Raw genomic sequence first — 19,160 nt, forward strand, 5'->3', positions numbered from 1 at the left:
TAATCCTCGCTTCCGGCCCGAAGGAGCTGTGTTTGATGGGTGGACGAAGAACTATTTTCCGGTGCAGGGCATCTTAGCGAAAAGGCCATGGCCATACCCAAAGCCCTGATATTCCTGCTGCTATTGCCCGTTATGCACAGCCTGCAGGCACAACCCCTCTCCGGCACTATTACTGACCACGCCACGAAACAACCGGTTCCGCATGCGCACATTTCGATCCTGGAAACCGGCGAAGGGACAATGAGCGATGAGCGCGGCCGTTATTCCCTGAAGCTTCTTTCCGCTGCGGCTACGCGGCATGCTACGATATCCTCTATTGGCTACCGGCCGGCGACGATACCCGTTCCCCCGCTGGGCGGAGTGATCGACGTAGCCCTGCACCCTGACACGGTTTTGCTCCAGCCTGTAGAGATCACCCCCATCGACCCCCGACAGCTTATCCAGCAAGCGCTGGTGCAGCTCCCGCAAAACCACGGCGGTTCGCGAACGCTGACATGCTTTTATCGACTGATCGCCCACAAAGCCGATCAATCCATACACATATCCGAGGCGGCTTTCGACCTGCATCAACCCGCTGATAAAGAAGCTCAGCTCACGGTCCTGAAGGCCCGTGAAGCAGAAGATGAACGAGCGTTTAACGGTGTCGGTATGGCTATTGGCACCAAAGTGAACACGGTAAAAACGCTCGACCTGGCAGCAAATCCTTCTACATTATTTCTCGGTAAGAGCGGCCTGCGCAAACACGACTTTGTCTACGAAGGCGTTACCCACATCGGCACGGAAGAAGTGCATGCGATATCGTTTGATCAAAAACCTCTGGTCAAAGACGGATTATACCGCGGCAGGATCTTCTTCAGCACATCGTCTCTTGCCGTCGTGCAGGTGGAGTACGAGCTCAGTCCGCGCGGACTGCCCTACGTACAGGCCGGCTCTGCTGCCGAGCGTGCCGCGCTGAAGCTCCTGAACATTCAGATCGACGTATCCCGTCAGCGAACCGTGATCCGCTACCGGCCTTTTGGCCGCCGCTGGTACCTCGATCACATCGCGCGTGACGAGACCGCGCGTGTCAGCAGCAAGCGCTATAGCTTTGATGTAACGGTTGATGAACGAAGCGACTTTCTGGTGACACGCATCGATACCACGGCGCAATCCGCATCCCGGCAGGCTTCCGCAACAGGACGATTCCTGGAGTCGGCGGCCGACACGAGCGCTGCTTTCTGGGAAGGATATAACATTCTGCAGACCACGCTAAACTACGACACGCTGGCCGCAGCGATCGAGGCACGAAATGGTTATACAGCGCTGAAGGAGCACGTACAAACCATTTTAAGGAAGTCACCCAAACACCCTGCTGCCCGGGTCGACTCTGTGCTGCGTATATACCACCAAAAGGGCATGTTCCACGGCGTAGCGCTCGTTCAACACCGGGGAGAGATCCTGCTACACCGCGGCTACGGCTACGCCGACAAGGTCACACGGCGCCTGCATGACACTACTACGGTCTTTCGTATCGGGTCACTGGCGAAGACGTTTACCAGCCGCGTTATTTATGCCCTGCAACAAGACGGCCTTCTTCAATACCAGGACACGGTGCAGAAGTTCCTGCCCTGGTATCCGCACCGCGGCATCACAATAGAACATCTGCTAACACACGCGTCGGGCCTGCCGAGCTATACTTCGCACCCGGCTTTCATCGATTCTATACAGCATGTATATAGCCTCGAGGAAGTCATTCGCCGTTTCGGTTGTGAGGCGCCTCGGTTCGCTCCCGGCACAAGTTTCTTGTACAGCAACACGGGCTATAGCTTGCTGGCGCTTGTAGCGGAGAAAGCTTCCGGCAGATCCTTTGGGCAATTATTGGCAGAGAACATCACGACACCGCTCAGGTTGACCCACACGTCGCTGGACAGTCACGCGCCTTCTCTCGCCAGGGGCTACCTCTATGGCGTCGAAGAACCGGCGTATGCCGTGACCAACGTAACGGGTGCCGGCGCCATTACCTCAACGGCGGCTGATCTGCTCCAGTGGGCCAACAGCCAGTCCACGCCCGGGCTGGACGTCCAGTTCGTTCCGCGAACCTATTACCAGGACTGGGGTGTTTATTATGGTTACGGCTGGATGATCGACCGGTACCAATTTCGCGTGTCAAAGCGCGACAAGGTTTTACTTCACCCGGGAACCGACTTCGGTTTTAAGACCATGCTGGCACATCAGCCCGACGGGGGCAATACGGTTATTCTGTTAAACAACACGGGCGAGTTTCCGTTATTCGATATCACCGACCTGATCCTGAACGAATTGAATTGACTTATAAAATAAGAAAGGCCTCCACATTGCTGCAGAAGCCTTTTCTTTCCCTGTAAACTAAAGTCGTTAGGCGAAGCGCTTCGCCACTTCGTCCCAGTTCACCACTTTCCACCAGTTGGTGATGTATTCAGGGCGTTTATTTTGATACTTCAAATAATAAGCATGCTCCCATACGTCCAGCCCGAGCAGTGGCGTGCCTTTAAAGTCGCTGGAGTCCATCAACGGGTTGTCCTGATTGGGCGTCGAGCCGATCTTCAGCTTGTTGCCGTCTTTTACCAACCATGCCCAGCCAGAGCCAAAGCGTTTGGCGGCAGCATCGTTAAATTGTTCTTTAAATTTATCGATCGATCCGAACGAGCTGTTGAGCGCATCTGCCAGCTTGCCTGTGGGCGCGCCGGCACCGGGCTTCATACATTGCCAAAAGAAGTTATGATTCCAGGCGCCGCCACCGTTGTTTCGCGCTTTGTCAGACAGCTTGGACGCATTGGCAAAGAAATCTTTCTCGGAGGCATAGGTGATCTTTTCTGCGGCGATCGCCTCGTTGACATTCTTTATATAAGCGGCGTGATGTTTGGTGTAGTGAATTTCCATGGTCTGCGCGTCAATGGAGGGCTCGAGCGCATTGTAGGCATACGGCAACGCGATCTGCGAGAACTGAATGGCAGCGGCGCCCGCGGTGGGTGCCGTGGTGGCAGGAGAAGATCCGGCAAGGGCGTCGAGGGCCAGCGGTGTACCAATGGCCGTGAGTGTCGTCGCTTTTAAAGCACGTTGTACAAATTCTCTACGGGTTGTTTTCATATGATGAGTACTTTTAAATGAAGGGACGGTTAGTTGTGTAATAAATCATGCCAGAGAAATCACATTTCTTACAAATGCTGGAATTTTCTGCGCGCGAAATTTAGACAAAAATATTTAGCTTGCGGCGTACCACTCATGTAACCCGCTACAGTTATGGCAGAAGTTCTGTACGACCAAATACCTTCACTCGACCTGGCCGATTTTCTGTCGGGCGATGTCGACAAAAAAGCCAAATTCGTCGAAGCCCTCGGTGAGGCCTATCACAACATCGGGTTTGTGGCCATTCGAAACCACTACCTGACAGACGCCGCCCAGAAAGAACTGTACACCGCCATTCAGCGCTTCTTTGCGCTCCCCGACGAGGTTAAGAAAAAATACGAACGCCCGGAGCTGGCCGGCCAACGAGGCTATATCGGCAAAGGTAAAGAACACGCCAAGGGCCGTAACACGGGCGACCTGAAAGAGTTTTACCACGTAGGCCAGGAACTGCCCGAAGACCAGCGCCAGCGCGAAAATTATCCGGCCAATATCTGGCCCGCCGAGGCGCCCGAGTTAAAGACCGTCGGCATAGAAGTGTATCGTGCCCTGGAAAAAACGGGCCTTGCCATGCTACGGGCCATTGCACTATATCTCAAGCTGCCCGAAAACTACTTCGATGAAAAAGTAAAGCACGGCAACAGCATTCTTCGCCCGATCCACTACTATCCCATCGAAAATCCCGATGCGGTACCTGCCGACGCCGTACGCGCCGCCGAGCACGGCGATATCAATCTCATTACACTGCTTATGGGCGCCAGCGCCGACGGTCTTCAGGTATTGCGTCGCGACGGCAAGTGGATCCCCATTACCGCATTGCCCGACCAGCTCGTCGTCAACGTAGGCGATATGCTGGAGCGACTCACCAATAAATATCTCAAGTCGACGATACACCGCGTGGTCAATCCGCCGCGTGAGCGCATGAACACGCCCCGTTATTCTATACCTTTCTTTATGCACCCGCGCGCCGAAATGAGCCTGGCCGCACTGAACAATTGTGTAGACGCCGCCAATCCCAAACAGTGGGAAGACATTAGCGCCGGGGAGTTCCTCGACCAACGTCTGCGCGAAATCGGCCTGAAGAAATAATCAACAGCGCATGATCCGGAATGTGCGCTACTATATCTTTTTGAAAGATGTGCTGATGCTGGCGGTCACCACGTTTGGCGGCCCGCAAGCGCACCTGGCGCATTTTCAAAAGATCCTCGTCGACAAGCGCAAGTATCTGTCGGAAGAAGACCTGCTCGAGATCAACTCCCTCTGCCAGATCCTGCCCGGCCCAACCTCTACGCAGACGCTGACGGCGATCGGTTTTAAGATCGGCGGTCCCAATCTTGCCTACCTCACACTCATTCTTTGGATATTGCCCGGGGTCACGTTCATGACGCTGGCCGCGATGATGATGTCGAGCATCGAGCAGAAGAACTGGTCGACCGAGTTTACACGCTTTATACAGCCCATGGCCGTGGGTTTTGTAAGCTACGGTGCCTATATGATCAGCGTCAAGACCATTCATACAAAAACAGGCATGGCATTGATGATCCTGGCGGCCGTGCTTTCATACTTTATACAGACGCCTTTTATCTTTCCCGTCGTGCTGCTTTGCTCCGGTCTGTTAACGGCCTTAAAGTATAAAGCACAACCCAAAGAAGAAAAGACCAGGATCGTTATACCGTGGGCTAACTTTTTACTCTGGGCCGGCGTATTGATCGTAGCGGCCGTCCTGGGGGGGATCACAAAGGCGCTGCCCGTGCGGTTATTCGAGAATTTCTATCGCAACGGCAGCCTGATCTTCGGCGGGGGCCAGGTGCTGACGCCACTGCTGTATACCGAGTTTGTGCAATATGCGCCCAAACAATACCTCTCCTCGGAAGAGTTCCTTTCTGGCTATGCCGTAGCGCAATCTTTACCCGGACCGGTATTTTCGTTCAGCTCCTATATCGGTGCACTTTCCATGCGCGAGTATGGCAAGGCGGGCGAGCTGCTCGGCGGTTTTGTCTCCGCGCTGGGCATCTTCCTGCCGGGCACGTTCCTGATCTTTTTTGTAATACGTTTCTGGGAAAGTTTAAAGAAATACCGCGCCGTGCGCGCGTCGCTGGAAGGCATTACCGCCGCCAGTGCCGGCCTGGTTATCGCTTCCGCGGTCATTTTGTTTCAACCGCTTGAAAACACGGTCATGAATTTCGCCGTCACCATCATCACGTTCGCCTTGCTGGCGTTTACGCGGCTGCCGTCACCACTGATCATCTTAGGGGGATTGCTCCTCGGTTTCGTATTGCGATAACGTTCCGTAACATTCAGAACATATCACACGGCAGCATGATCTGGTCCGAATAGAACTTCATGCGTGTGTGGTTCATGTCGAGGGGAATAATTTTCTCAATAATGGTGTTCTTGTGCCTAACGAAAACCTCCACATAGAAATTGCCCAGGAGGTACAGATTAATCTTATATGAATAATAGCGGATGGCCATAATGAATGTACCATGCTCATACAAAAGATCGATCTTATCCTCCAGCGTCAGTTTCTTATATTCAGGCCACACAATCATGGCTTGAACATAAACCAAAAAAAGCCGGAAGGCAACATTGTTTGTTAGCGAAGTTTTTCGTTAAAGAAGTCGACCGTGCGTTTCCACGCGAGCTTCGCTGCGTCGGCATTATAGCGCGTCGGCGCGGTATCATTGTGAAAGGCGTGCTGCGCGCCCGGATACATATATACCTGATATGTTTTACCGGCTTTCTTCAGCGCCTCTTCATACGCTGCTATACCGGCATTGACGCGCTCATCCATTTCCGCATAATGCAATTGCAGTGCCGCGTGGATCTTCGGTACATCGGCCGCGTCGGGTTGCCGGCCGTAGAACGCGACAGCCGCCAATACGTTCGGCACCTGTATCGCCAGGTTGTTTGCCATGGCGCCACCCCAACAAAAACCTACGCAACCAAATTTACCATTGCTGTCGGCTTGTGTGCCCAGGTAATCAAACGCGCTGGCGAACGATGCAATCGTCTTCGGCATATCGAGCTGCTGAAACATATCGCGTGCCTTGTCGGCATCTGTCGGTGTCCCTCCTACGGGCGAAAGTGCATCGGGTGCCAACGCGACAAATCCTTCCAGCGCGGCCCGGCGTGTTACATCTTCAATGTGCGGATTCAACCCGCGGTTCTCGTGAATGACCACGACGCTGCCATAGCGCCCTTGCTTTTTCGGTCGCGCGATATAGGCACGCATCGGTCCTGCTTCTGAAGGATACGAGATATAGCTGGTCGTCAGACGGTCATCCTGTGCGGGGGTGGTAGCCGCCTGTGCATAGTTTATTTCCAACAGGGGTAGTACGGAGAGCGCGGCGGCGGTGCTGCCGGTGAGTGTCGCCAGCCGGCGCATAAATTCTTCGCGTGACAGCGGCTTGTGGGTATACTCGTCGAAGAGGTTGATGATGCGTTGGTCCATAAGCAAGGGGGATTGTTATAGACACGAGATACAGCTTTCACCGGCTAAAAGCTATCGGAATTCCGCGAGTGGAGCGGTAGAAAAAAATAAACCCCTCGGGTGTGAGGGGCTTTCTTAGTGGGGTGAAAGACGGGACTCGAACCCGCGACCCCCAGAATCACAATCTGGTGCTCTAACCAACTGAGCTACATCCACCGTTTAAGGACTGCAAATGTAGCGAGGTTCGTGGAATTTGCAAAACCGATTTTAGCTCAATTTTCGATCAAAGAGCATCCTTTCGCCCATTTTTGCTTCGTTAAACTGGCCATCGGCATAGGCCAGGTGCCCGGAAACGAAGGTGTGGGTAACGGCTGCCTGGAAGGTGACGCCCTCCAGCGGCGACCAGCCACACTTCGAGCGGATGTTCTCCCGGCTAACGGTCCACGGTTTGTCGAGGTCCACCAGCGCCAGGTCGGCAAAATATCCTTCGCGAATAAAGCCTCGCTTTTCTATCTGAAAGAGTATGGCCGGGTTATGGCTCATTTTCTGCACTACCTTTTCCATCGTGATGCGCCCCTGGCGGCAAAACTCCAACATGGCCACCAGGCTGTGCTGTACCAGCGGTCCGCCCGAAGGCGCCTTGAAATAGGTGTTCTGTTTTTCCTCCCAGGTGTGCGGAGCGTGGTCCGTGGCGATCACGTCGAGGCGGTCATCCAGCACGCCCTGGAATATTGCCTGCTGATCGTGTCTGGTCTTAACCGCCGGGTTCCACTTGATGCGTGTACCGAGAGTTTTATAATCTGCCTCGTTAAACCACAGGTGATGAATGCATGCCTCGGCGGTGATCTTTTTTTGCTCCAGGGGTATGGTGTTGTCAAACAGCTCCAGCTCACGCGCCGTGGAGATGTGCAGGATGTGCAGGCGGGTGCCATGTTTTTTGGCCAGTGCTATGGCGGCCGACGACGATTTATAACAGGCTTCGGCGCTGCGGATCAGCGGGTGGCACTCGACCGGTACCTCCTCGCCGTACTGCGCCTTGTAGTCGGCCGTATTCTTCCGGATAGTCGCTTCGTCTTCGCAATGCGTAGCGATAATAGAGGGGTAGCGCGAGAAGAATCCCTCCAGGGTCGTCAGGTCATCGACCAGCAGGTTGCCCGTGGAAGAGCCCATAAAGATCTTCAGACCACACACCCGGCGGATATCGGTCTTCATGACCTCGTCGAGGTTGTCGTTGGCTGCCCCCAGGAAGAAGGAGTAATTTGCCAGCGATGTACGTGCGGCAATCTGGTATTTATCTTCCAGCAGCGCCTGCGTGAACACCGGCGGGTTGGTGTTGGGCATTTCCATAAAGCTGGTAACACCGCCCGCTACGGCTGCACGCGACTCGGTAAAGATGGTCCCCTTGTGCGTCAGGCCCGGTTCGCGAAAGTGTACCTGGTCGTCGATGGCACCGGGTAGCAGGTAGCGGCCGTTGGCGTCGATGACCGTATCTGCCTGGACCGATGACAGGTCTTTTCCGATGGTTTCGATGTGTTGCCCTTTAATCAGCACATCGCCCTGAAAGACCTTGCCTTCGTTGACTATATTTGCGTGCAGGATCAGTGTAGTTTTCATTGCCTCAAAATTAAAGTAAAACGTGCCAGCCATTACATCTTTCGAAGAATTTAACCTCAATAAACAACTGCTGCAGGCCGTGGCCGACCTGGGCTTTGAGCAACCCACCGAGATCCAGCAGAAGAGCATTCCGCTGATCCTGGGTGGCCAGGAGGTGATCGGCATCGCCCAGACCGGCACGGGCAAAACCGCCGCGTACCTGCTGCCGATGTTGATGAAAATAAAATATGCACAAGGCACCGACCCCCGGGCCGTGATCCTGGCCCCTACGAAGGAACTAACGGTCCAGCTGGCGGAGCACGCCAGGCTGCTGGCAAAATATACGGACTTACGCATATTGCCTATCTATGGCGGTACCGGCCCCAAAACGCAGATCGAGAGTATTCAACAGGGTGTGGATATCCTGGTGGCCACACCGGGGCGCTTCATGGAGCTTTACCTGCGCGGCGACCTGCCCGTGAAGCAGATCAAGACGTTGGTGCTCGACGAAGCCGACCGTATGATGGACATGGGCTTTATGCCGCAGTTGCGTAAGATCTTTGAAGTCATTTCGCACAAACGTCAGAACCTGCTCTTCTCCGCTACATTTTCCGAGCGTGTGGAGCGGCTGTCGGCAGAGTTCCTCGAATTTCCGAACAAGATCGAGGTAACGCCGCAGGCAACGCCCGCGGTGCAGGTTGCCCAGGAGTTGTACCGCGTCGCCAACCAAAAGACCAAGATCAACTTCATCGAACACCTGTTGCTCCAGAAAGACGAATTTACACGTGTCATGATCTTTACGCGTTCAAAAGACAGCGCCAACGAGCTGTATCGGTTTATCGCCGACACGCACCTGGGACCGGCGCGCGTCATTCACTCCAACAAAGACCAGAACACCCGCATCAACGCCATGAACGATTTTCGCGAAGGCAAGCTGCGCGTGTTGGTCTCTACCGACGTGACGGCGCGTGGCATAGACGTTGCAAACGTGTCGCACGTTATCAACTTCGATGTGCCGGTATTGTATGAAGACTACGTACACCGCATCGGCCGCACAGGCCGGGCATTTCAGGAAGGCAAAGCCATTACGCTGGTGACCGAAGCCGAAGAGTACCACATCGAAAAGATCGAGGCGTTGATCCGCGCCAAGATCCCCGTGCTGGAGCTACCCGACGCGGTCAAGGTCGAGAAGACCTCCTTCCAGGAACGGCAGTCCATCGCCCGTGCCATAGACGACCAACGCAAGAAAGATGACCCGACCTTTAAAGGCGCTTTTCACGAAAAGAAAAATGCGCCCAAGCAAAAAGGAAAACCTGCTCCCGGCGGCAAGGGCAAAAACATTCCGCCCAAAAAGGGTGGGCATAAAAAAAGGACGCGCTAGGCGTCCTTTTCTATTTTCTCACGTGGGGAATTTATTACCCGTTCATGGATAACAGGAATTCCTCGTTGTTGCGTGTTCCTTTCATTTTCTGCTGCAGGAATTCCATGGCTTCTACGGAATTCATGTCGGCCATGAACTTGCGCAGGATCCATACACGTTGCAGCTCTTCTTCTTTCATCAGCAGGTCCTCGCGGCGTGTGCCCGAAGCCGGTACGTCCATCGCGGGGTAAACGCGGCGGTTGGACAGCTTGCGGTCGAGCTGGAGCTCCATGTTGCCGGTACCCTTAAATTCTTCGAAGATCACTTCGTCCATCTTCGAGCCTGTATCGATCAGGGCTGTGGCGATGATGGTGAGCGAGCCGCCGTTTTCAATTTTACGGGCAGCACCGAAGAAGCGCTTCGGCTTGTGCAGGGCGTTGGCATCCACACCCCCCGAGAGGATCTTGCCTGACGACGGTACCACGGTGTTGTAGGCACGGGCCAGACGCGTCAGCGAGTCGAGCAGGATCACGACGTCGTGTCCGCACTCTACCATGCGCTTTGCTTTTTCCAACACGATGCTGGAAACTTTCACATGGCGTTCGGCCTGTTCGTCAAAGGTAGACGCTACTACTTCGGCCTTTACGCTGCGCGCCATGTCGGTAACTTCTTCGGGGCGCTCGTCGATGAGCAGCACGATGAGGTATACTTCCGGATGGTTCTCTGCAATGGCGTTGGCAATGTTTTTCAGCAGTACGGTTTTACCCGTCTTCGGCTGGGCCACGATCATGCCCCGCTGTCCTTTCCCGATCGGTGAGAACAAGTCGAGGATACGGGTAGACATGTTGTCGGGCGTGGTGCTGAGCTTCAGCTTCTGCTCGGGGAAGAGGGGCGTGAGGTATTCAAACGCTACGCGGTCGCGGATCTCTTCGGTGGTCTTTCCGTTGACGGATTCCACTTTCAGCAGGGCGAAGTATTTTTCGCCTTCTTTGGGCGGGCGGATAAAGCCTTTTACCGTATCGCCGGTTTTCAGACCAAACAATTTGATCTGCGACGGCGACACATAGATATCATCGGGGCTAGCCAGGTAGTTGTAATCGGACGAGCGCAGGAAACCATAGCCGTCTTGCATGATCTCCAACACGCCTTCGTTGCTGATGGCGCCGTCGAATTCGCGGATAGAGGCGCGCGGCTGATGTCTCTCTTCGCGGGTGAGGCGGTCGGGACGCGGCTCTTCGTTGATGATAACATTTTCTATATCGGCTTCTGAAGCTTCATCAAAGGCGGTAGCAGGGCTATCAAAGTTGATGTTGATGTTCTCCAGTAATTCTTCAGAGTTGAATTCGCTATCGGCTTTGGGGGTAGGAGCCGTGGGAGGCGCTACGTTTTCGCGTCGACGGGGACGCATTTTGCGTTCGGTAGCGGCAGATGCGTCGGCAGACTCGGCCGCAGAAGCAGGGGCGGCTACAGGGGCTGATTTTTTGGCGGGAGTCTTGTCACCCGATACAGCCTGTTGATCGAGGATCTTGTAGATAAGGTCTTGCTTGGACAGTTTTTTGGCGTTTTTAACGCCCATATCCTCCGCAATTTCCTTTAATTCTGAAAGGAGCCTGACATTCAGGTCATCAATAGTGTACATGGGAATGGGAAATGGATTGAATTTTTGTTAAAAATGATTGAATACGTTTTTCAGCACCATAGCTGAATGGTAACAGGGTAAACAGATGAAATACAGGACAAAAATTTGATAAAAAATTCCGGATTTATTCAGAGGGCTGGAGATAAAAGCCGAATGACCCTGCAAGTATAGCCGAAAATTGAAAATTATCAAACGGTTAAAAATATTTTCTTCACGTGAAAACCCTGCTGGAACATCAAAAAAACTATTTTTGAAGCCTCTAAAAAATCATACACAATGTTACAGGTAGCAGCGATCCGTGAGCAAACCCACACCATACTGGAAGGTTTACGGAAACGTAATTTCAAGGATGGGGAAACGTTGGTTCGCGAGGTACTCGAGAACGACCAGCGTCGTCGTGATACTCAAAAAGTGCTCGACGAGCTGAAAGCAAAGTCAAACGCCGACGCCAAGAAGATCGGCGAGCTGATGAAGTCGGGTCAGTCCGCGGAAGCTACCTCGCTGCGTGCCGCCGTGGCCGCCGACAAGGAGAACCTCAAAAGCCTGGAAACATCGCTCGAAGGCTTTGAGAAGAGACAGCTCGAACTGTTGTATAAAATCCCCAATATACCGCACGCCAATGTTCCCGCCGGTACTGGCGCCGACGACAACGTGACGGTATACCAGCATGGCACCGTGCCCACGCTGCCGGCTGACGCGCAGCCGCATTGGGAGCTTATCAAGAAATACGACATCATCGACTTCGACCTCGGCACCAAGATCGCCGGCGCGGGTTTCCCGGTATATAAAGGCAAAGGCGCACGTCTGCAACGCGCATTGATCAATTTCTTCCTGGATGAAGCCGTAAGCCTGGGCTACCGCGAAATACAACCGCCCATTGTGGTGAACGAAGATTCTGGCTATGGCACCGGCCAGCTGCCGGATAAAGAAGGCCAGATGTACTTTGTAAACGAAGATGGCCTGTATTTAATTCCCACCGCCGAGGTACCGATCACCAACCTATACCGCGACGTGATCCTCGGCGACAATGACCTGCCGGTGAAGAACGCAGGCTACACACCGTGTTTCCGCCGCGAGGCCGGTAGCTGGGGCGCGCACGTGCGCGGCCTGAACCGCCTGCACCAATTCGACAAAGTGGAGATCGTGCAGATCCGCAAGCCGGAAGAGTCGTACGAGGCGCTGGAAACCATGTGCGCGCACGTTCAAGGTCTGCTGGAGAAGCTGGAGCTGCCCTACCGCAAGTTGTTGCTTTGCGGCGGCGATATGGGCTTTGGCTCGGCCATGACCTATGACATGGAAGTATTCTCTGCGGCGCAACAGCGCTGGCTGGAAGTAAGCTCTGTCAGCAACTTCGAGACCTTCCAGGCAAACCGCCTGAAGCTTCGCTATAAAAGTAAGGAAGGCAAAACGCAGCTGCTGCACACCCTGAACGGAAGCGCCCTGGCGTTGCCGCGCATTGTCGCCGCGATCCTGGAAAACAACCAAACGCCCGAAGGCATTCGCATTCCCAAGGTGCTGGTGCCGTATACCGGTTTTGAACTAATTTCGTAAGCCGAAGGCATGATCAATATTGCGCTCAGCACGCTGCAGCAGGTCGCTGCACATTTCGTCGGCAACAATGCCAACGGCGACCCCCTGAAATTATCGGAGGGCCCGTTCGAGCTGCACGACGATAATCTCGTCGGCCTGCTGCGTTCGTACTTCCTCGGGAATTTTACGACGCCGGAGTTCTATTCATTCACATTCTCCAACGAAGACTTTACGCTCAACCCGCTCTACCGGTTTGCCAGCGACATCTTCGACGATCCCTATTCGCTGTTCGATAACTCCATCAACATTGCCAAACACCTTTTTGGCGCGACGCAGCATCCCAACATCAAAGCGGGTGAATTGTATGTAGCGTATGTCAAAGGCATCGAGATCGACGGCATCCTGTACGACGGCGTGGGAATCTTCAAGTCGGAAAACAAGGAGAATTATCTCAAGCTGACACGCGACTTCGAGCTTTATACCGACGAAGGCACCAACGTGCGCAAGCTGGACAAAGGCTGCGTCATCCTCGACACCGAGCGCGAATCGGGGTTCAAAGTGATGATCGTCGACAACGTCAACAAATCGGACGCGCATTTCTGGAAGCACGACTTCCTGAACGTCAGGCCCCAGTCCGACGCGTTCCACCATACCAGCAACTTCATGAACATGACGCGGCAGTATGTAGCGGAACAACTGTCGGAGGAGTTTAACGTATCGAAAGCGGAGAAGATCGACCTCCTCAACCGGTCGGTCGAGTTCTTCAAATCAAACGAGGAGTTCAGCAAAGCAGAATTCGAGACCAGTGTGCTGGGCGATGCGGACGTGATCGAGTCGTTCCGAAACTATGGCAAGAATTTCATGTCCGAAAACGAGTTCGACGCCGTCGATCAATTTGAGATCTCCGCCCAGGCAGTAAAGCGTCAGGCCAAGGTCTTTAAGACGGTCTTGAAGCTCGACAAGAACTTCCACATCTATATCCACGGCAGCCGCGAGCTGATCGAAAAGGGATTCGACGAGGTGCAGGGCAAACATTACTACAAGCTATACTTCGACAGCGAAAGCTAAGCACGGCCTGCATTGACTTCACCCGGTTTACGGGAGATGGCGATGAACGCCGCGCCCAGCGCCAGGATCAATGCCATGGCCGAATAGATCAACCCCGTAAACTCGGTGTGGCGCCAGCGCAAATAGATGCCCAGCAGTGCCCACATCACCACGAGTATAAACGCCGGCGCCTGGTATCGCCACGCCATAAAGAGCGCCAGCGACGCCGCGACGATCATCATCATCACCGTCCATGCTTCCGGCGACAACGGCCCGCCCTGCCATCGATACGACACCAGTAACGCGGCCGCGTTGGCAATGGTCGCCACGCAGATCCACGCCAGGTAACAAACAAACGGCAACCGGATAAAGACCTTCTCTTTCCAGTCGGTCAACCGCGCGGCGTAGATCGTAACAAAGATGCGCGCCAGTACCGTGAGCAACATCAGCATGACCAGGATCGACACTTCGATCAGCAGGTGATGCCATACCATGATCCACGTCATGTTAAGCACGTTGGTGCCGATAAACCACGGCAGTACCTGTTGCACCACCGACAGGTGCCGGCGACTCCAGGCCAGGATCACAAAGCCCGCCAGCAGCAGGTAAATAACATTCCAGATCAGGAACGTTGCCCCGTCGGGCGTGAAGAGGTTAGGATACCGGCTGGATACTTCGCCTGTGTTTAACCCGTTGATAGGCAGAAGGTTTGCGAGGGCGTTGACGACGATCGTTCCGGCAAAGGAAACGATGGCCAGGCCGGCCAGAAGTTTTTGCTTGCTCATGCAGGAGGTTATCTATACTATACGTGTAATCTTACCTGAAAGAAATAGTGCCTGCCGGTTTGGCCGATTACCAAACTTGTCTTGGGGAATTCATTCCGCAGCGTTACTTTGAGCACTTGTATCATTAACCCACTGACCCATGAAAACGTTTGTCATACCCATCGCGGGATGCCTGGCCTTTTGCATCACGGCCTGCACATCGCCCAAAGAAGAACACACAGCAAACATGAAATATCCTCAAACAAAAAAAGTAGACACCGTTGACACCTATTTCGGCACCGCCGTGGCAGACCCTTACCGCTGGCTGGAAAACGACACCGCACAAGAGACGGGCGCGTGGGTCGAAGCGCAGAACGAAATCACCGCCGGCTATCTCTCCAACATACCCTATCGCGACGCCATCAAAAGCCGCCTCCGCGAAGTATATAATTACGAGCGTCTGGGCACGCCCTTCCGCAAAGGCGACTACCTGTACTTTGCCAAGAACGACGGCCTGCAAAACCAAAACGTATATTACCGCCAGAAGGGCGACAACGGCACCGCCGAAGTATTTCTCGACCCCAACACCTTTTCTGCCGACGGCACCACCAAGCTCGCCGGCCTGAGCTATTCAAACGACGGCTCGCGACTGGCATACCTCGTTTCCCGCAGCGGCTCGGACTGGAACGATGCCATCGTCATTGACGCGGTGTCTAAAAGCGTGTTGGAAGATACGCTGCACGACTTAAAGTTTGCCTCTATCGCCTGGAAGGGCAACGACTCGTTCTATTACACGGCCTACGACAAACCCGAGGGCAGCAAGCTGCTGGCCAAAGCGGAGAATCAAAAACTGTATTACCACCGTGTCGGCAGACCGCGCAGCGAAGATGTATTGATCTTTGGCGACGACAAAAATCCGAAGCGTTACCTCGACGCCCTGGTCACCGAAGACGAGCGGTTCCTGGTGATCGTCGCCACCAACGGTACCTCGGGTCAGGAGCTGTATATTAAAGACCTGAGCGACCCCAACAGCAAGATCGTCACGATGGTGGGCGACCAGGACAACGATCACCGCTTTGTTGAAAACGTCGGTCCAAAACTATATATTCAGACAAATTACAAAGCACCCAACAACCGGCTGGTCGTGGCAGATATTGCGGCCCCGTCTAAAGAACACTGGAAGGACCTGATACCCGAAACAAAAGATGTTGCAGTCTTCAGCGCTGTCGGCGGCAAGCTGTTTGCCGAATATACCGTGGACGTAAAGTCGCTCATCAAACAATTTGATCTTACCGGTAAGTTTGATCACGACGTAGCACTGCCAGGCATAGGCGCGGCCGGCTGGGGTGGTGGAAAGAAAGACGCGAAAGAAGTATTCTACAGCTTCACATCGTTTCTCTACCCCACGACCATCTTCCGCTATGACATCGCCGCCGGCAAGTCGACGCTTTATGCACAACCCAAGGTGAACTTTAACGCCGACGACTATGAAATGAAGCAAGTGTTTTACACGAGCAAGGACGGCACAAAAGTGCCGATGTTCATCGTACACAAACGCGGCCTGACGCTGGACGGAAAAAATGCTACCCTGCTGTACGGCTACGGTGGCTTTAACGTTTCGCTGACACCCGTCTTTTATCCCTCCCTGCTGGTATGGCTCGAGAACGGCGGCATCTATGCGCTCCCCAACATTCGCGGTGGCGGCGAATACGGCGAGACCTGGCACAAGGCCGGTACCAAACTGCAAAAGCAAAATGTGTTCGACGACTTCATTGCCGCGGCCGAGTACCTCATCAAAGAAAAGTATACCTCTGCCGACCACCTCGCCATCAAGGGCGGTTCCAACGGCGGCCTGTTGGTCGGTGCCTGTATGACGCAGCGCCCGGACCTGTTTAAAGTGGCGTTGCCCGGCGTAGGCGTAATGGACATGCTGCGCTACCACCAGTTTTCGGCCGGGCCTGGATGGGCGCCCGACTACGGCATGGCCAGCGACTCGAAAGAAATGTTTGAATACCTCAAGGGCTATTCGCCGCTGCACAACATCAAAGCCGGTACGCACTATCCGGCCACGATGGTGAACACAGCCGATCACGACGACCGCGTGGTGCCCGCCCATTCCTTTAAGTTCGCGGCGACACTGCAAGAGCATCATGTCGGCGAGGCACCGGTGCTGATCCGCATCGACATCAAATCCGCCCACGGCGCATCGAACCTGTCAAAGGCCATTGACCTCGACGCCGACCAATTCGCCTTCAGCTGGTACAACATGGGCATTGTACCGCCGCTGGCTAAAAAAGACATGTAACCGATCATCATGACATTTCAGATCCGCAAAGGAAAAAAGGAAGATTTACCGCGTGTATTGGAGCTTATCAAAGAGCTGGCACTGTTTGAACGCGCGCCCGACGAAGTAACAAACACCGTTGCGCAGATGGAGCGCGACGGTTTTGGGCCTAATCCCATCTATGGCTTCTTTGTCGGCGAGAATGAGCAGGGCATTGTGGGGCTGTCGCTATACTACTGGCGGTACTCTACGTGGAAAGGAAAGCGCCTGTACCTGGAAGACATCATCGTTACCGAAAGCCAACGCGGCCAGGGCATCGGGCAGCAGCTCTTCGATCGCACCATGCAGCATGCGTTGGATGAAAACTGCAACGGCATGATTTGGCAGGTGCTGGATTGGAATACACCCGCCATTGAGTTTTACAAGAAGTATGGCGCGGCGATCGATGGCAGCTGGATGAACTGCTCGTTGGAGCGAGCGCAGCTTGAACTGTTATTACAAGAAAAAGGGCTTACGGCATAAGCCCTTTTTCCTGTAGCATCACCCCCGGCAAAAGCGGGGTTGTCGCAGAGATAAAGCACTGCTGAAGGATAGCCGGAGCAGCGCCAGACCAGCCAATGCATCCATTGGCTGCTTTAACTATGCCGGAACTGTGCCGCAACAGTGCCACATCTCTGCTACAACCGTGCCGTTGATACGTCGTTGCTAGGGCTTATGCGGTATCAGGCGCAGCACCAAACCCTGCACCCGGGGTGCGATCACCAGGATGGCCGGAACCACGACAACATACGCCGTTCCCCACGAGCGTAACCAGATCTGCCAGAAACGCCCGGCAAACCCGATATTGATACTGATCAACGTAAAAGAAATAATACCGGTGGTAACAACACCCATGATCAGGGCAAAGGCAGCCTTTTGTTTCAATTCTGTTTTCATTGGTAGAAGGGTATTGGGGACTTAAGCAGGATTCAAAACAGCAAAGGCTTCATCCGGCGACTTACGGCTTAGCTCATAGATATAGGCCGTGTTGCCCACTCGCACTTCATAATCGTTGTTTTCGAATGCCTTTAATAATTCCTCTGCTACAACCGATGGAGGTATGCCATGTTCCCCTCCTCCGATCTCAGACGAGAATTCGGTGTTCACCAGCGGCGGCATCAGCTCAAATACTTTTACGCGGCTGTTTTTTGCCAGCGCATGGCGCAGCGACACAGTGTACGAGTGCAGGGCGGCTTTCGTCGCGCTGTAGGTGGCGATGATGTGATTCGGCGTATAGGCTACGATAGACGATACATCTACGATCGCCGCTTCGGCTTGCTGGCGGAGGATGGGCAGCAGCTTTTCATTCAGGCGAATGATGGAAAGATAATTCGTCGCGATTTCTTCCGCCGCTTTTTCATAGGTGCCATCGGCTTGCGCCAGGTCGTGCACAAAGGCCCGGCCGGCGTTGTTGATCACCACGTTCAGGCGGGGAAACTCCGCCTGCAGGCGGGCGACAAGCTGATCGACATCCGCAGCACGGGTCACATCGCTCACGATACCCGTCACCCCGGGAAGTTGATCAACCGCGTTCTGCAACCGGGCCGCGTCGCGACCGGTAATAATGACGTTGTTTCCGTTGGCGTTAAATTGTTTGGCGAGTTCCAGGCCAATGCCCGCAGTGCCACCTGTGATCAGGACGGTGTTGTTTGTTGTTTTCATAATATACTTGGTATGTAGGTTATTCTGATAAAATATCTTCGATGGTACGCTCGACCGAACGCATCACTGTTTTTAGCAAGGCCGGCTTGCCCGTCACGCGCGCCATCATCACGCCGCCTTCGATCATGGCCACGATGGCCACCGCTACTTCCTGCGCGTTGACCGACGCCTTAACCTCGCCCGCACGTATGCCTTGTTCGATCACGCTTACGATCGTGTCCTTCCAGTCCATCACGGCCGCATGCGCCCGTTCCCGCAAAGCGGGGTGCGTATCGTCGGCCTCGATCGCGGTGTTCAAAATAGGACAACCGCCTTGCGGAAAGGCATGGCGAAAGGAAGGGTCGTTGTAAACACGGATGTACGCAACGAGCTTTTCGCGCGCGGAGTCCGCTTTCGCCATCTCCGACTGGATCAGCGTGTGTACCATGTTGAGGTTGTAGTCAAAGCACGCCAGGGCCACCTCGTCTTTGTTCGCAAAGTTGTTGTAAATGCTCCCCTTGGTCAGGCCAGTCGCCTTTTCGAGATCCGACAGCGAGGTGCCCGCGTAGCCTTTCATGTTAAAGACGGGCGCCGTGCGCTCGATGATGAATGTCCGGGTTTGTTCTGCTTTTGGCATTGTTCTTAACCTTTTGGTAAAACCATACCGATCGGTATGGTTGTAGAACCGG

Annotated in this window: 17 protein-coding genes and 1 tRNA gene; 8 read left to right on the forward strand and 10 right to left on the reverse strand. The window is 54.1% G+C overall.

The window, feature by feature from the left end; translation table 11 throughout:
* Positions 1-87 precede the first annotated feature (87 nt).
* Positions 88-2,307, forward strand: coding sequence for a serine hydrolase (locus KK078_RS19745; protein WP_254092036.1), 2,220 nt, complete (start codon positions 88-90; stop codon positions 2,305-2,307).
* Between the two features lie 66 nt (positions 2,308-2,373).
* Here the strand turns inward: KK078_RS19745 and KK078_RS19750 are convergent, their stop codons facing one another.
* The gene (locus KK078_RS19750; RefSeq protein WP_254092037.1) at positions 2,374-3,105 is read right to left on the reverse strand and encodes a superoxide dismutase; all 732 of its coding nucleotides are present in this window, start codon (positions 3,103-3,105) and stop codon (positions 2,374-2,376) included.
* Between the two features lie 153 nt (positions 3,106-3,258).
* Between KK078_RS19750 and KK078_RS19755 the strand changes: the two genes are divergently transcribed.
* Both KK078_RS19755 and chrA read left to right on the forward strand, forming a co-directional pair.
* Positions 3,259-4,230 carry an isopenicillin N synthase family dioxygenase gene (locus tag KK078_RS19755; RefSeq protein WP_254092038.1) on the forward strand — a complete coding sequence of 324 codons (972 nt, stop codon included), beginning with the start codon at positions 3,259-3,261 and terminating at the stop codon, positions 4,228-4,230.
* 10 nt (positions 4,231-4,240) lie between these two features.
* A complete protein-coding gene (gene chrA, locus KK078_RS19760) occupies positions 4,241-5,425 on the forward strand; it encodes a chromate efflux transporter (protein ID WP_254092039.1) in 1,185 nt (394 codons plus the stop codon).
* Between the two features lie 13 nt (positions 5,426-5,438).
* Here chrA and KK078_RS19765 read toward each other — a convergent pair whose 3' ends face one another.
* From KK078_RS19765 to KK078_RS19780, 4 genes are all read right to left on the reverse strand, one after another.
* Positions 5,439-5,693, reverse strand: coding sequence for a hypothetical protein (locus tag KK078_RS19765; protein WP_254092040.1), 255 nt, complete (start codon positions 5,691-5,693; stop codon positions 5,439-5,441).
* Positions 5,694-5,737: 44 nt separating this feature from the next.
* Positions 5,738-6,595, reverse strand: coding sequence for a dienelactone hydrolase family protein (locus tag KK078_RS19770; protein ID WP_254092041.1), 858 nt, complete (start codon positions 6,593-6,595; stop codon positions 5,738-5,740).
* A 118-nt stretch (positions 6,596-6,713) separates the two neighbouring features.
* A tRNA-His gene (locus KK078_RS19775) sits at positions 6,714-6,790 on the reverse strand.
* Positions 6,791-6,841: 51 nt separating this feature from the next.
* Entirely contained in the window at positions 6,842-8,188 is a 1,347-nt protein-coding gene (locus KK078_RS19780; protein ID WP_254092042.1) for a dihydroorotase, read from the reverse strand.
* Between the two features lie 22 nt (positions 8,189-8,210).
* Between KK078_RS19780 and KK078_RS19785 the strand changes: the two genes are divergently transcribed.
* The gene (locus tag KK078_RS19785) at positions 8,211-9,548 is read left to right on the forward strand and encodes a DEAD/DEAH box helicase (protein WP_254092043.1); all 1,338 of its coding nucleotides are present in this window, start codon (positions 8,211-8,213) and stop codon (positions 9,546-9,548) included.
* Between the two features lie 34 nt (positions 9,549-9,582).
* On the opposite strand, the gene rho is transcribed toward KK078_RS19785, so the two are convergent.
* Positions 9,583-11,166: a transcription termination factor Rho gene (gene rho, locus KK078_RS19790; RefSeq protein WP_254092044.1), complete on the reverse strand. Its 1,584-nt coding sequence runs from the start codon at positions 11,164-11,166 to the stop codon at positions 9,583-9,585.
* Between the two features lie 276 nt (positions 11,167-11,442).
* Here rho and serS point away from each other — a divergent pair, with 276 nt between their 5' ends.
* On the forward strand, positions 11,443-12,717 hold the full coding sequence (gene serS, locus KK078_RS19795) for a serine--tRNA ligase (protein ID WP_254092045.1): 1,275 nt from the start codon (positions 11,443-11,445) through the stop codon (positions 12,715-12,717).
* Between the two features lie 9 nt (positions 12,718-12,726).
* Positions 12,727-13,764: a nucleoid-associated protein gene (locus KK078_RS19800; protein ID WP_254092046.1), complete on the forward strand. Its 1,038-nt coding sequence runs from the start codon at positions 12,727-12,729 to the stop codon at positions 13,762-13,764.
* Here KK078_RS19800 and KK078_RS19805 read toward each other — a convergent pair.
* Positions 13,761-14,528, reverse strand: a complete 768-nt coding sequence (locus KK078_RS19805; RefSeq protein WP_254092047.1) for a tryptophan-rich sensory protein — start codon at positions 14,526-14,528, stop codon at positions 13,761-13,763. The two genes, KK078_RS19800 and KK078_RS19805, sit on opposite strands and share 4 nt — an antisense overlap.
* Positions 14,529-14,667: 139 nt before the next feature.
* Here KK078_RS19805 and KK078_RS19810 point away from each other — a divergent pair, with 139 nt between their 5' ends.
* Both KK078_RS19810 and KK078_RS19815 read left to right on the forward strand, forming a co-directional pair.
* The gene (locus KK078_RS19810; RefSeq protein ID WP_254092048.1) at positions 14,668-16,812 is read left to right on the forward strand and encodes a prolyl oligopeptidase family serine peptidase; all 2,145 of its coding nucleotides are present in this window, start codon (positions 14,668-14,670) and stop codon (positions 16,810-16,812) included.
* Between the two features lie 9 nt (positions 16,813-16,821).
* A complete protein-coding gene (locus KK078_RS19815; RefSeq protein WP_254092049.1) occupies positions 16,822-17,313 on the forward strand; it encodes a GNAT family N-acetyltransferase in 492 nt (163 codons plus the stop codon).
* Positions 17,314-17,496: 183 nt separating this feature from the next.
* On the opposite strand, the gene KK078_RS19820 is transcribed toward KK078_RS19815, so the two are convergent.
* Genes KK078_RS19820 through KK078_RS19830 form a run of 3 tightly spaced genes read right to left on the reverse strand, consistent with a single transcriptional unit; the run spans position 17,497 to position 19,108 of the window.
* Positions 17,497-17,727 (reverse strand): DUF2798 domain-containing protein, encoded by a 231-nt coding sequence (locus KK078_RS19820; protein ID WP_254092050.1) that lies wholly within the window; start codon positions 17,725-17,727, stop codon positions 17,497-17,499.
* 21 nt (positions 17,728-17,748) lie between these two features.
* Positions 17,749-18,492: an SDR family oxidoreductase gene (locus KK078_RS19825; RefSeq protein WP_254092051.1), complete on the reverse strand. Its 744-nt coding sequence runs from the start codon at positions 18,490-18,492 to the stop codon at positions 17,749-17,751.
* 19 nt (positions 18,493-18,511) lie between these two features.
* The gene (locus KK078_RS19830; RefSeq protein WP_254092052.1) at positions 18,512-19,108 is read right to left on the reverse strand and encodes a TetR/AcrR family transcriptional regulator; all 597 of its coding nucleotides are present in this window, start codon (positions 19,106-19,108) and stop codon (positions 18,512-18,514) included.
* Positions 19,109-19,160: the final 52 nt, after the last annotated feature.

Source organism: Dawidia soli, assembly GCF_018598185.1.
Lineage (GTDB): Bacteria > Bacteroidota > Bacteroidia > Cytophagales > Cyclobacteriaceae > Ohtaekwangia > Ohtaekwangia soli.

Bases quoted from the DNA above. Each gene is read 5' to 3' on its own strand.
- KK078_RS19745 (WP_254092036.1), top strand. From the start codon at position 88: ATGGCCATACCCAAAGCCCTGATATTCCTGCTGCTATTGCCCGTTATG.
- KK078_RS19750 (WP_254092037.1), bottom strand. From the start codon at position 3,105: ATGAAAACAACCCGTAGAGAATTTGTACAACGTGCTTTAAAAGCGACG.
- KK078_RS19755 (WP_254092038.1), top strand. From the start codon at position 3,259: ATGGCAGAAGTTCTGTACGACCAAATACCTTCACTCGACCTGGCCGAT.
- chrA (WP_254092039.1), top strand. From the start codon at position 4,241: ATGATCCGGAATGTGCGCTACTATATCTTTTTGAAAGATGTGCTGATG.
- KK078_RS19765 (WP_254092040.1), bottom strand. From the start codon at position 5,693: ATGATTGTGTGGCCTGAATATAAGAAACTGACGCTGGAGGATAAGATC.
- KK078_RS19770 (WP_254092041.1), bottom strand. From the start codon at position 6,595: ATGGACCAACGCATCATCAACCTCTTCGACGAGTATACCCACAAGCCG.
- KK078_RS19780 (WP_254092042.1), bottom strand. From the start codon at position 8,188: ATGAAAACTACACTGATCCTGCACGCAAATATAGTCAACGAAGGCAAG.
- rho (WP_254092044.1), bottom strand. From the start codon at position 11,166: ATGTACACTATTGATGACCTGAATGTCAGGCTCCTTTCAGAATTAAAG.
- serS (WP_254092045.1), top strand. From the start codon at position 11,443: ATGTTACAGGTAGCAGCGATCCGTGAGCAAACCCACACCATACTGGAA.
- KK078_RS19800 (WP_254092046.1), top strand. From the start codon at position 12,727: ATGATCAATATTGCGCTCAGCACGCTGCAGCAGGTCGCTGCACATTTC.
- KK078_RS19805 (WP_254092047.1), bottom strand. From the start codon at position 14,528: ATGAGCAAGCAAAAACTTCTGGCCGGCCTGGCCATCGTTTCCTTTGCC.
- KK078_RS19810 (WP_254092048.1), top strand. From the start codon at position 14,668: ATGAAAACGTTTGTCATACCCATCGCGGGATGCCTGGCCTTTTGCATC.
- KK078_RS19815 (WP_254092049.1), top strand. From the start codon at position 16,822: ATGACATTTCAGATCCGCAAAGGAAAAAAGGAAGATTTACCGCGTGTA.
- KK078_RS19820 (WP_254092050.1), bottom strand. From the start codon at position 17,727: ATGAAAACAGAATTGAAACAAAAGGCTGCCTTTGCCCTGATCATGGGT.
- KK078_RS19825 (WP_254092051.1), bottom strand. From the start codon at position 18,492: ATGAAAACAACAAACAACACCGTCCTGATCACAGGTGGCACTGCGGGC.
- KK078_RS19830 (WP_254092052.1), bottom strand. From the start codon at position 19,108: ATGCCAAAAGCAGAACAAACCCGGACATTCATCATCGAGCGCACGGCG.